Origin of the sequence: Vibrio sp. YYF0003 (assembly GCF_036350715.1) — a bacterium.
In the GTDB taxonomy this organism is placed as follows: domain Bacteria; phylum Pseudomonadota; class Gammaproteobacteria; order Enterobacterales; family Vibrionaceae; genus Vibrio; species Vibrio natriegens.
Window position 1 is genome coordinate 273,968 of sequence record NZ_JAZDWA010000005.1, and the last position, 14,786, is coordinate 288,753.

A 14,786-nucleotide genomic window follows, 5' to 3' on the forward strand; every position below is an offset into this window, starting at 1 on the left:
GAAACTATGCTCAGGGCTTTGTCGGTTGCTATCCTGGCAATCTGGAGTTGTCTTGCGAGTGCCGCGAGTGAATCTACGATGTCTCTGTTAGATAATCGCTTTCGTGTCGATCCTAGTATCGAGCAAATCACATTTCTGGTCCATCGCGAGCAAAGTTCTCAACCCGTTGTCTTAGTTCGTCCTGACGGTAAAAAATACTATGCTTGGGGCTCCTACGATAATATTCGCTGGTATCAGGAGCCTGCACTGGATATTGTCTCGATCGATCAGCCGATGCCGGGTCCATGGCAAGCGGTGGGTAAAGTCACGCCTAAGAACAACATTCGCTTAATTTCTCATTTGAAGTTAAGCACTGACGCTTTTCCGAATCATCTCTATCACGGTGAAGCACTCAAATTTACCTCACGACTGACTTCAGACGACAAGCCTCTGGTGTTAAGAGACTTTCTCGACCGAGTTAACCTCCAGGTCACCTTTACCAAGTTTGTTGAAAACGAAGATGAGCTGATTAACGAGGAGCGACCAGTTCCATTAGTGATTGGTGATTTCCAGGATGACGGCCGAGATTTGGATGAGCAAGCTGGTGACGGCGTATTCACTGTTCAGCTGCCAATTGAAGTTCAACCGGGAAAATATCGTGCACGTATTGTCTCTGGGAATGGCGTCTTCTTGCGTGCTGAAGAGCAGGTAGTACTTGTATATCCGAACCCTATTTCGCGTACCTTTATTCAATCTCGTGAACAAAACCAACCTCATCAGCTGGTGGTCAGTGGCGAGCAAGGCATGATTGCGCCTGGTTCACTCTTGGTAAGTGTGGAAAAAAGTGCTCCCGATGGTTTTAAGAGTTATGGCCAAGGTCAAGTTTCTCAAGACGGTCTGAAAGCGACATTGAATTTGGATAATGACCCTGAGCTAGGTAAATACTCTTGGCAAGGCGTTATCTTTGCGACGGATTTTGCCACTCAACGTCCTCTGATTTTCCCAATTCAGGAGCAGACATTCAGTGTCGTTGATGACGTTGATTTGGAGGCCGCGCGTAAAGCCAAAGAAGCCGAACTTGCCGAGCAGCACCGAATCGAGACAGAAAAGCGCATCCTTGCTGAACGAGAAGCAGAACGTAAGCGCAGTCTACTAATGATCGCGGTAGGTAACGTGGTGATGTTAATTATCGGTATCTTAGTTTGGCTGATATGGCGCAAGCTAAAAGCTAAAAGAGAAGCCATTCCTGAAATGCAGCTGCAAATGCCAAAGAATTAGAATAAGCGGAACCGATTGGTTCCGCTTTTGGTTTGGTCATGGTCAGCATTCAAGGTCTCAAGCCATTGGACTGAATTAATCTCGCCAGTACTAAGCCACTTCGGGAATCGGCTTCGGAGTTTGTTCCAAATCGGGCTCTTTTTGCACGGCTGGAACTTGCCCTTCACCAACAGCACTGATGTAGCATCCGCTGAGTTTGATGGCGAGATACATATCGGCACGCAGTAAGATCCCGCCATCGCTGGTGCTGATGCCCGTTAGATCACACCATTGGCGTAAGCGGCGTTTTCGACCAGCAAGAATCAATCGTATGCCGCGTTTTTTCAGCATTTCATGAAGATCTGACAGGGTTGCCATCACGCTTAAATCAAGGTGAGTAAAGCTGGATACGGCGTCTACCACCACGCAACTGACGTCTTTTGTATGTTCTGCTTGTTCCAATACCCGGCGTTTAAAATAAGGGGCGTTAAAATACGTCAGTGGCGAGTTAAACCGGTAAATCACCATCCCTGGTATCGGAGTAGCTTTACCTGTTCCATCGACAGTTCGTATTGTGCCTCTCTCATCCAAACCCAGGATTTGATCGCTCGGGCGCATGACAATCCGCAAAAATTGGAATAGCCCCAAAAGCACCGCTAGTGTAATCCCCGGAATCACCCCAATAACCAATACGGAGATGAAGGTGATGCCTGCTAGGTTGAAGGCATCTTTGTCGCGCTGGCGTAATGTCCATATCGCTTTGAGGTCGAGTAACGATAATGAAGCGATGACCAATACTACGCCAAGTGAAGCGATAGGGATAAACTGTAAAGGCTCATAAATAAAGATCGCGATGACCGCGATAGTCAGTGCGGCAATAATGGATACCAACTGCGATTTGCCGCCATTGGCATCGTTGACTGCCGTCCGAGAGTCTGCACCACTGATAGCAAAACCTTGCGAAAATGCCGACGCGATATTGGCAAATCCTAATGCTCTGAATTCTTTGTTTGCATCAATGTCATAGCCATTTTTCGCTGCGAAGCTACGTGCAGTGAGCATCATGCTTACAAAGCTGACAATAGCAAGGTTCAATGCAGGGACCACCAGTTCACGCACTTCACCGAGTTCAAACTTTGGTGCTTGAAATTGAGGGAACCCACCCTGAGTAATGCCCACCACCGACACACCCATGTCTTGTAAATGGAGTAGCCAAACCGAGCCTGTTGTAACCAGTATCGCGAGCATCGCTGCTGGCCAAGCGGGGCGAAAACGTTTGGTGACCAGATAAACGACGACAGTGGCAATACTTAACGAGACGGTAGGCCAGTGAACTTCGGTTAAGCGTTGAGGCGCTTCCCATAAACGTTCCAATAGGTAACGCTGTTCGTATCTCCAGCCGACAACTTTAGCGAATTGGCTGACAATGATGGTCAGTGCAACACCGTTAAGTAATCCAAGCAGAATAGGGCGGGAGAGAAAATCCGCAAAAATCCCTAATTTAAATCGGCTCGCCACGACACACCAAATGCCCGTCATGGCTGTCATGGTCATCACTAACTGCCAGTGTTTGGTTGGGTCGCCAGCTGCAAGCGGAGTGACAACAGCAGCAATCACCGCACAGGTAGCGGCATCAGGGCCAACAATGAGTTGTCGAGAAGTCCCCATCAAGGCATAAACCAACATCGGCAACACACATGAATAGAGGCCGACAACAGCAGAAACACCCGTTAGTTGTGCATAAGCGATGGCGACAGGTAAGGCGACGGCAACGACAGAAAAAGCGGCTCGAAAGTCATTAGTGAACCATTCACGCTGATAATGCTTAAGCTGAACGAGGCCAGGGAACCACTGCGAGAATAATTTTTTGGCCACAGATGCACCCCCTAAAAAATGGTTTATTTACAGTAAAGTATACATCGTTCTGTTATTGCGTCCGTGAGCTGTTTATCACTCATCAGCGCACAAGTCGCATATCGCTATCAATCTAGGGCCAGAAAAAACAAAAAACCGAGAGCCGTTTGGCTCTCGGTTTGCTTATTACTTTGGCGTTATTGTCTTAGGCGACGCTGTCCATGTGAGGATAATTCGGCTTTGCCGCCAATTGCTCTGGCTCAAAGTCGTCGACATTGATGGTATCTAAACGGTGCTGCTCTGCTTCTCTGAGAAGTTCCGCTTCTTCCTGACTAATAATGCCTTGCTCTAGCCCTTCTTCCGCAATCATATCCAGACGTAAGAACGGGCGACGTTTGCCTTGTGCTTTACACACTTTGTCGAATACTGGCTCGGCTTGAAGAATCACAGACAATGCTAATTCAATCTTACCTGCCGGGTTATGTTCTGTTGGTGCCAGATACTGACCACGACCAATGCGCGAACGCGTTGCGCTAGGTGTTTGCAAAATACGTGCGACTTTGCTGTCGAGCTTGTCGCTTGGCGCTTTGCGTACACGACCAAACGGCATTATTAATACGCGCAGCGTGCGAGCAATGACTTTGTTCGGAAAGTTAGCCAAAAACTCATCAACGGCGGTTTCTGCTTGCTTCAAGCTGTCTTGCAGAGCCCAGTGAACCAAAGGCAAATCTTCAACCGGACGGCCATCTTGTTCAAAGCGTTTTAGCGCTGCTGAACTTAAGTAAAGTTGGCTAAGGATGTCACCAAGACGAGCAGATAGACGCTCTTTACGTTTCAATGAGCCGCCAAGCACTGCCATCGAAATATCAGACAGAAGTGCTAAGTTAGCGCTGTAACGGTTAAGTTGTTGGTAGTAACGTTTGGTCGCGTCTTTGGTTGGCGCGGATGAACCCAAACCATCACTCAAGCCAAACCAAATACTGCGTACAAGGTTACTCATGGTGAAGCTGACGTGACCTGCCAGTGCCTTATCAAACTTTTCGACGGCATCACTTGCATCAGAGTAGGCTGCGTTCATCTCTTCGAGAACGTATGGGTGACAACGGATGGCACCCTGACCAAAGATGATCATTGAGCGAGTCAGAATATTTGCACCTTCTACGGTCACCGCAATTGGTGAGCCTTGGTAGCCACGAGCGAGGAAGTTTGACGGGCCAATACAGATGCCTTTACCACCGACAATATCCATGGCATCAATGATGCTCTGTTGACCACGGTGGGTACAGTGGTACTTCACGATGGCAGAAATAACAGACGGTTTCTCGCCAAGGTCGATACCAGCAACTGTTAAGTTGCTCGCAGCATCCATTACGTAGGCGTTACCACCAATACGTGCCAAAGGCTCTTCGATGCCTTCCATGTGGCCGATAGGCTGTTTGAACTGATGACGAATACGCGAGTATGCGCCGGTTGCCAGTGCAGCTGTTTTAATGCCACCCGTTGAGTTTGAAGGAAGTGTGATACCACGACCAACCGATAGACACTCAACTAGCATTCGCCATCCTTGGCCTGCCATCTTCTCACCACCGATAATGAAATCGATAGGAACGAAGATATCTTTACCGCGTGTTGGGCCATTCTGGAAAGGGACGTTAAGAGGGAAGTGACGATTTCCGATTTCAACGCCTTTAACATTGGTTGGGATCAGTGCACATGTGATACCCAAGTCTTCTTTATCACCTAGCAGTCCTTGTGGATCGCGCAGTTTAAATGCAAGACCCAGAACAGTTGCTACAGGAGCAAGCGTGATGTAACGCTTATTCCAGGTCAGGCGCATGCCGAGTACTTCTTTGCCTTCCCATTGACCTTTACACACCACACCATAGTCTGGGATAGAGCCCGCATCGGAACCCGCTTCTGGGCTGGTTAAAGCAAAACATGGGATCTCTTTACCTTCTGCCAGTCGAGGTAAATAGTAATCTTTTTGCTCTTCTGTACCGTAATGTTGCAGTAGCTCGCCCGGACCCAGAGAGTTAGGTACGCCAACGGTAGAAGAAAGCACGCCAGAAACACCGGTCAGCTTTTGCAATACCAGTGATTGCGCGTAAGCAGAAAACTCCAGACCGCCGTATTTTTTCTTGATGATCATGGCGAAGAATTTGTGGTCTTTTAGGTATTGCCAGACTTCTGGTGGCAAATCCGCAAGCTCATGCGTTACCTGAAAGTCGTTGACCATGGCACAGACTTCATTAACAGGGCCATCAAGGAAAGCTTGCTCTTCCGCACTCAGCTTGGGAGTCTGAATCGCGTGCAGCTTTTTCCATTCAGGTTTACCCTTAAATAATTCTGCTTCCCACCAGACCGTACCTGCATCTAAGGCTTCTTTCTCGGTTTGAGACATCGCCGGAAGGACTTTTTTGAAAACAGCTAAAGCCTTACGACTGATAAGAGATTGACGAATACCTGATACAGCAAATACGGCGATGGCAAGGATGTAAATAGCCCAGCCAATAAAGCCTGCAGAACCAGCGATGGTCAGCACTAACATGGCAGCAGTTAGAAGGCTGACGGATTTTACGAGTGACATTCGGTGATAGAGCGTAATGCCTAAGACGATTGTCATCGCAACGATTGAAAGCAAGATGTCCATATATGTTTTCCTTTTCAGACGTTATAAGTGTTGTGCGTCTGTATTCTGATAAGAGGTCTAACCAGTTCTTGTAATTGTAATCAGAATATTAACAAAATGTAAAACTTGGTTTTGGATAAAAAGTGATCTAAGTAGAGTAAAAATTCTAAAAGTGCGATTTTGGTGCTGTTTTCTTGAGCAAGTTACTAAGTTTATTACTTCTACCAATCCAAATCTGTTGGTTCGCTATCGACACTAATTCTCGTTTGTGGGTAAACTCTCTGTAACGAAATGTCTGGTGTCAGATTGGCAACAGAACCATTTGCCAAGGTAATGTGATTGCATACCAAGGGCCGAAATAATAAAGAGAACGTCTTATGTACCAAGATCTGATTAAAAGTGAGTTAAACGAAGCTGCTGAAGTGCTCAACAAATTTTTAAGCGATGACCATAACATTGCTCAAATTGAAGCCGCTGCGAAATTGATTGCTGATTCTTTTAAACAAGAAGGCAAGGTGCTGTCATGTGGTAATGGTGGTTCACACTGTGATGCAATGCATTTCGCTGAAGAGTTGACAGGTCGTTACCGTGATAACCGTCCGGGTTATGCTGGTATTGCGATTTCTGACCCAAGCCACCTTTCTTGTGTGAGTAACGATTTTGGTTACGACTTTGTCTTTTCTCGCTATGTTGAAGCAGTAGGTCGTAAAGGCGATGTACTGTTTGGTTTATCGACATCTGGTAACTCAGGCAATATTCTTAAAGCCATTGAAGCCGCGAAAGCAAAAGGCATGAAGACCATTGCACTGACAGGTAAAGACGGTGGTAAAATGGCAGGTCTGGCAGACGTTGAAATTCGTGTGCCTCATTTTGGCTACGCTGATCGTATTCAGGAAGTACATATTAAAATTATTCACATCGTCATTCAGTTGATTGAAAAAGAGATGGAATAATTAGGACGGCAGTTCCTGTTTAAGGTTGGTATTTTAGGTAAGGAGTTCTTTAAACCATGTGTGAATTGCTCGGCATGAGCGCCAACGTTCCAACGGATATTTGTTTCAGTTTTACTGGGCTGATGCAGCGTGGAGGCCGAACTGGCCCGCACCGTGATGGGTGGGGAATCACTTTCTATGAAGGTAAAGGATTTCGGACGTTTAAAGATCCGAAGCCAAGCTGCGATTCAAAAATTGCGGAACTGGTTCAGAACTACCCAATCAAAAGCCGCGCTGTAGTCAGCCATATTCGACAGGCTAATCGTGGCGGAGTCAACCTGGAAAATACGCATCCATTTACACGTGAGTTGTGGGGTAAGTATTGGACATTTGCTCACAATGGTCAGTTGTCAGATTATCAGGATTTACATACAGGTCGGCACCGTCCTGTAGGTCAAACTGACAGTGAACTGGCGTTTTGTTGGTTGTTGAAGCAGATGGAAGATCGATACCCAGAGCCTCCAGAGGATATGGCGTCGGTTTTTGTCTATGTTGCGAAGTGCTGTGATCAACTGAAAGAGAAGGGCGTATTTAACATGCTGCTGAGTGACGGTGAGTTTGTCATGACGTATTGCACCAATCACCTGTATTGGATTACGCGACGAGCTCCTTTTGGTAAAGCGGCATTACTGGATGAAGATGTTGAAATCAACTTCCAGGAAGAAACAACACCAAATGACGTTGTGTCTGTGATCGCAACTCAGCCACTGACCGGTAATGAAGCATGGCAGCGAATGAAGCCAGGCGAATATGGTCTGTTTCATTTAGGTGAGTTGGTTGATGGTAATGCAGTAGCGCTGAAAGACGTCGCATTCGCGCCAAAGAAAGTAGCCAGCCAGGCTCCGACGGAACCGTTAGAATAATCAATGCTTTCCAGCTATGAATAAAAAGGCAGTCATTACGACTGCCTTTTTTTGATTTGGTTTTGAGTTTGCCGAAGAGCGTTACTCTTCTTCAGCGGCTGCATAGCCGTGAGCACCAAGCTCTTGGCCATCTAACCACGCTTTGCCGTCTTGCATCTTTAATCTGTCTTCAACCAGCCATTTAGTGACGATTGGATAGATAGTGTGCTCTTGAGTTTGAACTCGAGCCGCAAGGGTAGCTGCATCATCATCTTCAAATACAGGTACTTTTGCCTGCAGAACAACCGGACCACCGTCAAGCTCTTCCGTTACGAAGTGAACACTGGTGCCGTGCTCTTTATCTTTCGCGTCAATCGCACGTTGGTGAGTGTGCAGCCCAGGGTATTTTGGCAACAGTGAAGGGTGAATATTGATCATCTTACCCATGTAGTGTTGCACAAATTCGCTGCTAAGAATGCGCATGTAACCAGCCAATACGATGACATCTGGTTGATACTGGTCGATTTGCTTCATCAATTCTGCATCAAATGCTTCACGAGACTCAAATGCTTTTGGGTCGACAAAATGGCCTTCAACATTAAATTGTTTCGCGCGCTCCAATCCGTAAGCGTCCGCTTTATTTGAGAAAACGGCAGCGACTTGCGCGTTAGGCATATTTGCTTCGCACGCTTCCAATATCGCTTGTAGATTACTGCCACTACCAGAAATTAGGACCACTATATTTTTCATGATGTTGAGACTGCCTTACTACTGTAGGTTTTTTAAATTATATCAATGTTAGCAAGAATGATTATCTCATTACGGAATTGATATCACCTACTATTGAAATGGTTTTCGAGTTCCAGATAGCAAAATGAGGACATAGCGTCCTCATTCTTTTTACTTTTTGAGCAAGAATCGCAAGTTATTTGATTTCAACTTGTTCTTCATTTGCTTCCGCTTGAGCGATTTCACCAATCACCCATGCGTTTTCGCCTTCTTCTTGCAGAAGTGCAACCGCTGCTTCTGCTTGATCTTTAGGAAGAGCAACGATTAGACCAACACCACAGTTAAATGTGCGGTACATTTCGTGTGTTTCAACGTTACCTTTCTCTTGTAGCCATTGGAAAATCACTGGCCATTCCCAGCTGTTACCGTCGATCACTGCTTTAGTGCCTTCTGGTAGAACGCGTGGGATATTTTCCCAGAAACCACCACCTGTGATGTGAGAAATTGCATGAATGTCGTGCTTCTCAATCATTTTAAGTGCTGATTTGATGTAAATCTTAGTTGGTTCTAGAAGATGCTCACCGATAGTGCGACCTTCTAGCATTTCGTTTTTGTCTGCGCCAGATACTTCAAGGATCTTGCGAACCAGAGAGTAACCGTTTGAGTGAGGGCCGCTTGAACCTACTGCGATAAGAGCATCACCTGCCGCTACTTTCGTACCGTCGATGACTTCTTCTTTTTCTACCACACCTACACAGAAACCAGCAACGTCGTAGTCTTCACCTTCGTACATGCCTGGCATTTCAGCAGTTTCGCCACCGATTAGGGCACAACCTGCTTGCACACAGCCGTCTGCGATACCAGATACAACGTCAGCCGCTGTATCGACATCCAGCTTGCCTGTCGCGTAGTAATCTAGGAAGAACAATGGCTCTGCGCCTTGCACGATAAGATCGTTTACACACATCGCAACTAAGTCGATACCGATAGTGTCGTGCTTGTTCATATCCAGTGCGAGGCGAAGTTTTGTACCTACACCGTCAGTACCAGAAACCAATACAGGTTGTTTGTATTTCGTCGGCAATTCGCATAAAGCGCCAAAACCACCGATACCACCCATCACTTCAGGGCGACGAGTACGTTTTACCGCACCTTTAATACGATCTACAAGCGCGTTGCCTGCATCAATATCAACACCAGCGTCTTTATAGCTAAGAGAAGAGTTATTACCACTCACAGGGAAGTCCTCGGTATTTAAGTTGGATATGAAAACGGCGCTATTCTACCAGTGCTTAAATACAGATAGCAAACGTTTGCGCAGGTTTTTTTCTTCAGCGATATATCCTGATTTCCTAGCAGAAATCGTGTATAATCTGAAGGTTTGTTTAAATATTGCCTATTATAGCCGGAGATGGACATGAAAGTTGTTGAAGTAAAACACCCTCTAGTAAAACATAAAATTGGTCTAATGAGAGAAGGTGACATCAGCACAAAACGTTTTCGTGAGTTAGCGACCGAAGTCGGTAGCCTACTTACTTACGAAGCGACAGCAGACTTTGAGACAGAGAAAGTTACTATCGAAGGTTGGAACGGTCCGGTAGAAGTTGACCAGATTAAAGGTAAGAAAGTAACGGTTGTGCCAATCCTACGTGCTGGTCTAGGTATGATGGATGGTGTTCTTGAGCATATGCCAAGTGCACGTATCAGTGTGGTAGGTATCTACCGTGATGAAGAAACGCTTGAGCCAGTTCCATACTTTAACAAGCTTGCTTCTAACATTGATGAGCGTATCGCACTGGTTGTTGACCCAATGTTGGCAACTGGCGGCTCTATGATCGCGACGATCGACCTTCTGAAAGAGAAAGGTTGTAACCAAATTAAAGTTCTTGTTTTGGTAGCGGCACCGGAAGGTATCGAAGCGCTAGAAAAAGCACACCCAGATGTTGAGCTATACACAGCGGCAATCGACGAGAAACTAAACGACAAAGGTTACATCGTTCCTGGTCTAGGTGATGCGGGTGATAAGATTTTCGGTACTAAATAAGCGTCTAACATAACGCAGATTCAGTTCTGAACAAAAACAAAGGCTTGGTTATTACCAAGCCTTTTTTGTATGTGTCGAATTGAACCTACGAATTAGTTCGCTTTGTCTTCTTCGATCTGAGCGTTATCTACAACGTGGTTTTCGCCTAGGTCGTGTGGAAGAACCAGGTTCAGAATGATTGCCACGATACCGCACAAGCTAACGCCTTGTAGGCTGAATTCACCAATACCGAAAGCCATGCCACCAATACCAAATACTAGCGTAACAGCAACGATAACCAGGTTGCGAGACTTGTGTAGATCAACGTGGTTTTTGATCAGCGTGTTCAGGCCTACAGTAGCGATAGAACCAAACAGTAGGATCATGATGCCACCCATTACAGGAACAGGGATGGTCTGAAGGATAGCGCCTAGCTTGCCAACCAAAGCCAGAACAATAGCGGTCACTGCTGCCCATGTCATGATCTTCGGATTGAATGCTTTCGTCAGCATTACCGCGCCAGTTACTTCGCTGTAAGTCGTATTTGGTGGCGCGCCAACCATTGCCGCTGCCATCGTCGCTACCCCGTCACCCGCGATAGTACGGTGTAGACCTGGCTTTTTAAGGTAATCTTTGCCTGTCACGTTAGAAATAGCCAGCATGTCACCTACGTGTTCTACAGCAGGAGCAATCGCAACCGGAATCATGAACAGAATCGCGTTGATATTGAATTCTGGCGTGGTGAAGTTTGGCAATGAAAGCCAAGCTGCTTGAGCGACAGGGGTAAAATCAACAACGCCATAGGCAAGAGACACGGAGTAGCCTGCCAAGATACCACCAACAATTGGTACTAGCTTTAAGAAGCCTTTCGCAAACACGCTCAGTGCAATAGTTGTTAATAGTGAAACGGCAGAGATCATGATCGCTGCATCACCATTGACTAGTTGAGCTGCGCCGTCACCAGTTTTACCAATCGCCATGTTAACGGCTGTTGGAGCCAAGCCCAGGCCGATTACCATAATCACTGGGCCAACAACCACAGGTGGCAGAATCTTATGAATAAAGCCTACGCCACGAACTTTAATCGCTGCGCCCAGGGCAATATAAACCATACCTGCTGCCATTAAGCCGCCCATAGTTGCACCGATACCCCATGTTTGGATACCGAACATAATAGGAGCAATAAACGCAAAAGAAGAAGCAAGGAAAATTGGGACAGAACGTTTAGTGATTAATTGGAAGAGGAGGGTACCAACACCAGCGCCGAAGAGTGCTACGTTTGGATCGAGGCCAGTTAGAAGTGGCACGAGTACCAAAGCACCAAAAGCGACAAAGAGCATCTGAGCGCCTTGTAACGCATTTTTCATAATCATTTCCTATTTAAAGATACGCAGACAAATCCGGCGAATAGTACCATTCGGCAAACGTTTGCGACAATGATCAGATCAAACTTTTCGATGATTTTAAGTGGTTAAAATATGCTTTTAGAGCGGTTTTCTTACAAAAGTGCCTGTTTTACGAGCTAAAGTTCATATTTTGTTAGATGAATTGCAAAGAAAAAGATGTAATCGCCTGCTACTCACAAGGTCAGGCTTAATGTTGGAGATGGGATTTTCTGCTATCTAGTTAGCCCGGGGAACTCAGTTTTTGTATACGCATATAGATTGATAAGAATAAGGGTGACTCATTAATTGACACTGAATACTGCGCCGCAATTGACGTAAGTTGCTCAAATTTTAGGCTATTTTCTTGTGGCTCGCCTTGCTCAAGGTTTGATAGTTGCTTATTATGCTTTCTCTTATTTAGAGGAAAATGAAAACTATGCGCTATTTAGCTCTTTTACTGATAGGTTGGTTGTCTCTGCCCGTTTACGCCTTAACGCAGGTAGATATCTATCGTGCTGAAGTGATTATCGACAGTGAGCAAGATAACGGTGAGTCTTTGGCTCGTGAACAAGGTATGAAAGAGGTGATTGTTCGAGCAACTGGTTCTCAATCCTCTTTAAGTAATACTGTTATTCAAAAAGCGCTGAGCTCAAGCTCACGTTACATTTCTCAACTTGGTTACGGTCAAGTTGACGGCAAACCAAGTCTGGATATGCGCTTTAACAGTGGTCAGATTCATTCTCTTTTGACTCAAGCACAGTTGCCATCGTGGTCGCCTCATCGCGCCAATATTCTTGTCTGGGCGATTGAAGAGCAAGCTTATGAACGCACCATTGCTTGGGAGAATTCCGACTCAGCGCAGGTTTCTGCATTGCGCGTTGCAGCGGAAACACGAGGCCTGCCGATTACTGTCCCAGTGGGTGACTTTGATGATGTGACTGGCGTTGATGTCTCTGATCTATGGGGCGGATTTGTTGAACCCATCGCGAAGGCGAGTCAACGTTACCCCGTTGATGCGGTGATGGTACTTAAAGCTCAGGGCGATCAAATTCGCTGGACGTTATACGACCAATCACCATCGGCGATTCTTGTATCGCAGCGTTCTCCTCGTAGTGGTTCGGCAACTGGGGTGAATGCGATGGCAGAAGTGGTCGATGCTATTTCCGACTATTACGCAGGCAAGAGTGCCGTGGTTGTGTCGGGCGAGTCTTCTGATGGGATCACGATGAAAGTGGTTAACATCCATTCAGCGAAAGATTTTTTCCACTTAGAAAGCGCCTTAAAGAAACTTAACTCTGTTGCTGGCACTGAGGTTAAGCGAGTTCAGGGGAATGAACTGACACTTAAACTTCATCTATTGGCTTCTAAAGAGGCGTTTGAAAAGGAAGCGTCATCGATTTCGCAACTGGGTGACTACCAAGAGCCAGTAACGCCAGTGGAAGCCGCCGCGCCTTTACAACCTGTTCAAGAGCCAATTCAACCAGAACTTGCAACGCAAGAAGAGTCATTGGCTTCAGATGTTGTGACCGCTGACGTCGCAGTTGAAGAAGTGAAAGAATCTGAGCCTGTTGTAGTCCAGCCAGCGCAAGAGCAGTATGACGTTATTTATGAATGGACTTCTAGTCAACGTTCATAGAATGCTAACGTTTTGAAAATAAAAAAAGAGTCGCAAATCGCGACTCTTTTTTGTTTCATCGTTGGCCTTATTTGTTGAACTTCGCTTTTTCTTCTTTCTCTACTTGGGATAAGCGTTTGAGTTTGAGGCCCAACTCTTTGCCTCTTGCTCTCGCAAAGAGAATGTTGCCAAAAAAGCCTAGCGTCGTTAGCAGAAGCTCGACTGCGGCAAGCCAACGTTCTCCGCCATCAACATATAAGATGGTTAATGCATGAAGGAAATACAGCATTAACACAAAGTTTGCCCAAGCGTGAGTATAGGGTTTGCCTGCCAATATGCCCGGCAACGGAAGCAATAATGGAATACACCATGCAATCGCTAGCGTTGTACTGCTCAAGTGAGGGTGAGGAGACAGCGCGAGTTGCCATATCGCTACCCAAGCCAGTAAAGCCAAGTTGCCAAACAAAGCCAAGTAACGATAGCTTTTGGTTTGTGCACTAAGTGCAGGTTGGTCAAAAGATTCAGACATCGATTTACTATCCTTGAATTTACTAGCTGCTCTTCAGCTTTAGTGCTGCTGTTGCTAGTCGTTTACCCAACTTCTGTGCCAGACGAGCCTCATCATTGGTGAGTGTTGGCTCTTTGCCGACACTGCTCGCGCCATACGGTGTACCACCTGACTGAGTTAAGTGCAGCTCTGGTTCTGCATAAGGAATTCCCAATACCATCATCCCGTGATGCAACAATGGAGTCATCATGCTTTGTAGTGTGGTTTCCTGACCACCATGCATCGAAGAGGATGAGGTAAATACACACGCTGGCTTATCGATTAAGTCTCCGCTTACCCACAAAGGTGTGGTTTGATCCCAGAAGTGCTTTAACGGCGCTGCCATGTTGCCAAACCAGACGGGACTACCAAACGCAAGACCATCGCATTTTTTCAGTTCTTCTAGAGTAACAATTGGATCGGAAGGGGTATGTGAGTGAGGTGACAATTCTTCAACTGTACGCAAAATTGCTTCGCAGTGAGGAGTCGATTCGACCCCTCTTGCTATCTGTCTTGCCAGTTGTTTTGTTGCGCCGTGACGGCTGAAGTACAAAATAAGGATCTGGCAATCCATTTATAGAATATCCAACACTTGCTCTGGTGGACGACCGATTTTCGCTTTGCCGTTTGCGACAACAACAGGGCGCTCGAATAGTTTTGGATTTTGTGCCATTGCTTCGAACAGTTGTTCATCACTGACAGACGCTTCACCCAAGCCTAATTCCTTGTACTCGGCTTCTTTTGTACGCATCATGTCACGAACAGCTGAGAACTCTAGCTGAGCGTAGAGTGCTTTTAGTTCTTCCACGGTAAGTGGGTTATCCAAATATTTTACGACTTCAGGTGTAACACCATTTTGTTCCAGCAGCTCAAGAGTTTGACGGCTCTTTGAGCAACGAGGGTTGTGATAAATCACGACTGACATGGTTTTCTC

Annotated in this window: 13 protein-coding genes; 5 read left to right on the plus strand and 8 right to left on the minus strand. The window is 46.2% G+C overall.

Annotated elements, in window-relative coordinates:
* Window positions 1-6 precede the first annotated feature (6 nt).
* Entirely contained in the window at window positions 7-1,257 is a 1,251-nt protein-coding gene (locus V1U08_RS16045) for a TIGR03503 family protein (RefSeq protein ID WP_020335127.1), read from the plus strand.
* 90 nt (window positions 1,258-1,347) lie between these two features.
* Here V1U08_RS16045 and V1U08_RS16050 read toward each other — a convergent pair whose 3' ends face one another.
* A complete protein-coding gene (locus tag V1U08_RS16050; protein ID WP_330470997.1) occupies window positions 1,348-3,111 on the minus strand; it encodes a SulP family inorganic anion transporter in 1,764 nt (587 codons plus the stop codon).
* Window positions 3,112-3,295: 184 nt separating this feature from the next.
* On the minus strand, window positions 3,296-5,740 hold the full coding sequence (gene fadE, locus V1U08_RS16055; RefSeq protein ID WP_330470998.1) for an acyl-CoA dehydrogenase FadE: 2,445 nt from the start codon (window positions 5,738-5,740) through the stop codon (window positions 3,296-3,298).
* A 356-nt stretch (window positions 5,741-6,096) separates the two neighbouring features.
* On the opposite strand from fadE, the gene lpcA reads away from it, so the two are divergent.
* Window positions 6,097-6,672 (plus strand): D-sedoheptulose 7-phosphate isomerase, encoded by a 576-nt coding sequence (gene lpcA, locus V1U08_RS16060; protein ID WP_014232735.1) that lies wholly within the window; start codon window positions 6,097-6,099, stop codon window positions 6,670-6,672.
* Between the two features lie 56 nt (window positions 6,673-6,728).
* A complete protein-coding gene (locus V1U08_RS16065; protein ID WP_330470999.1) occupies window positions 6,729-7,574 on the plus strand; it encodes a class II glutamine amidotransferase in 846 nt (281 codons plus the stop codon).
* 81 nt (window positions 7,575-7,655) lie between these two features.
* Here V1U08_RS16065 and purN read toward each other — a convergent pair whose 3' ends face one another.
* Window positions 7,656-8,303, minus strand: a complete 648-nt coding sequence (purN, locus tag V1U08_RS16070; protein WP_014232733.1) for a phosphoribosylglycinamide formyltransferase — start codon at window positions 8,301-8,303, stop codon at window positions 7,656-7,658.
* 175 nt (window positions 8,304-8,478) lie between these two features.
* Window positions 8,479-9,519, minus strand: coding sequence for a phosphoribosylformylglycinamidine cyclo-ligase (gene purM, locus V1U08_RS16075; protein ID WP_014232732.1), 1,041 nt, complete (start codon window positions 9,517-9,519; stop codon window positions 8,479-8,481).
* Between the two features lie 180 nt (window positions 9,520-9,699).
* On the opposite strand from purM, the gene upp reads away from it, so the two are divergent.
* Window positions 9,700-10,326, plus strand: coding sequence for a uracil phosphoribosyltransferase (gene upp, locus V1U08_RS16080; protein ID WP_014232731.1), 627 nt, complete (start codon window positions 9,700-9,702; stop codon window positions 10,324-10,326).
* Window positions 10,327-10,418: 92 nt separating this feature from the next.
* Here the strand turns inward: upp and V1U08_RS16085 are convergent, their stop codons facing one another.
* Window positions 10,419-11,672, minus strand: a complete 1,254-nt coding sequence (locus V1U08_RS16085) for a uracil-xanthine permease family protein (RefSeq protein ID WP_014232730.1) — start codon at window positions 11,670-11,672, stop codon at window positions 10,419-10,421.
* A gap of 454 nt (window positions 11,673-12,126) precedes the next feature.
* Between V1U08_RS16085 and V1U08_RS16090 the strand changes: the two genes are divergently transcribed.
* On the plus strand, window positions 12,127-13,326 hold the full coding sequence (locus V1U08_RS16090; protein WP_330471000.1) for a DUF2066 domain-containing protein: 1,200 nt from the start codon (window positions 12,127-12,129) through the stop codon (window positions 13,324-13,326).
* 67 nt (window positions 13,327-13,393) lie between these two features.
* Here the strand turns inward: V1U08_RS16090 and V1U08_RS16095 are convergent, their stop codons facing one another.
* The 3 genes from V1U08_RS16095 to arsC are packed head-to-tail and all read right to left on the minus strand — an operon-like array spanning window position 13,394 to window position 14,777.
* Window positions 13,394-13,834 carry a DUF2069 domain-containing protein gene (locus tag V1U08_RS16095; protein WP_014232728.1) on the minus strand — a complete coding sequence of 147 codons (441 nt, stop codon included), beginning with the start codon at window positions 13,832-13,834 and terminating at the stop codon, window positions 13,394-13,396.
* A 22-nt stretch (window positions 13,835-13,856) separates the two neighbouring features.
* A complete protein-coding gene (wrbA, locus tag V1U08_RS16100) occupies window positions 13,857-14,426 on the minus strand; it encodes an NAD(P)H:quinone oxidoreductase (RefSeq protein ID WP_014232727.1) in 570 nt (189 codons plus the stop codon).
* Entirely contained in the window at window positions 14,427-14,777 is a 351-nt protein-coding gene (gene arsC / locus V1U08_RS16105) for an arsenate reductase (glutaredoxin) (protein ID WP_330471001.1), read from the minus strand.
* Between the last annotated feature and the right edge of the window lie 9 nt (window positions 14,778-14,786).

What these genes read in the sequence shown, in the direction of transcription:
- purN (WP_014232733.1), bottom strand. Translation starts at nt 8,303, where the DNA reads ATGAAAAATATAGTGGTCCTAATTTCTGGTAGTGGCAGTAATCTACAA.
- V1U08_RS16095 (WP_014232728.1), bottom strand. Translation starts at nt 13,834, where the DNA reads ATGTCTGAATCTTTTGACCAACCTGCACTTAGTGCACAAACCAAAAGC.
- arsC (WP_330471001.1), bottom strand. Translation starts at nt 14,777, where the DNA reads ATGTCAGTCGTGATTTATCACAACCCTCGTTGCTCAAAGAGCCGTCAA.
- V1U08_RS16085 (WP_014232730.1), bottom strand. Translation starts at nt 11,672, where the DNA reads ATGAAAAATGCGTTACAAGGCGCTCAGATGCTCTTTGTCGCTTTTGGT.
- V1U08_RS16090 (WP_330471000.1), top strand. Translation starts at nt 12,127, where the DNA reads ATGCGCTATTTAGCTCTTTTACTGATAGGTTGGTTGTCTCTGCCCGTT.
- fadE (WP_330470998.1), bottom strand. Translation starts at nt 5,740, where the DNA reads ATGGACATCTTGCTTTCAATCGTTGCGATGACAATCGTCTTAGGCATT.
- wrbA (WP_014232727.1), bottom strand. Translation starts at nt 14,426, where the DNA reads ATGGATTGCCAGATCCTTATTTTGTACTTCAGCCGTCACGGCGCAACA.
- V1U08_RS16065 (WP_330470999.1), top strand. Translation starts at nt 6,729, where the DNA reads ATGTGTGAATTGCTCGGCATGAGCGCCAACGTTCCAACGGATATTTGT.
- lpcA (WP_014232735.1), top strand. Translation starts at nt 6,097, where the DNA reads ATGTACCAAGATCTGATTAAAAGTGAGTTAAACGAAGCTGCTGAAGTG.
- V1U08_RS16045 (WP_020335127.1), top strand. Translation starts at nt 7, where the DNA reads ATGCTCAGGGCTTTGTCGGTTGCTATCCTGGCAATCTGGAGTTGTCTT.
- upp (WP_014232731.1), top strand. Translation starts at nt 9,700, where the DNA reads ATGAAAGTTGTTGAAGTAAAACACCCTCTAGTAAAACATAAAATTGGT.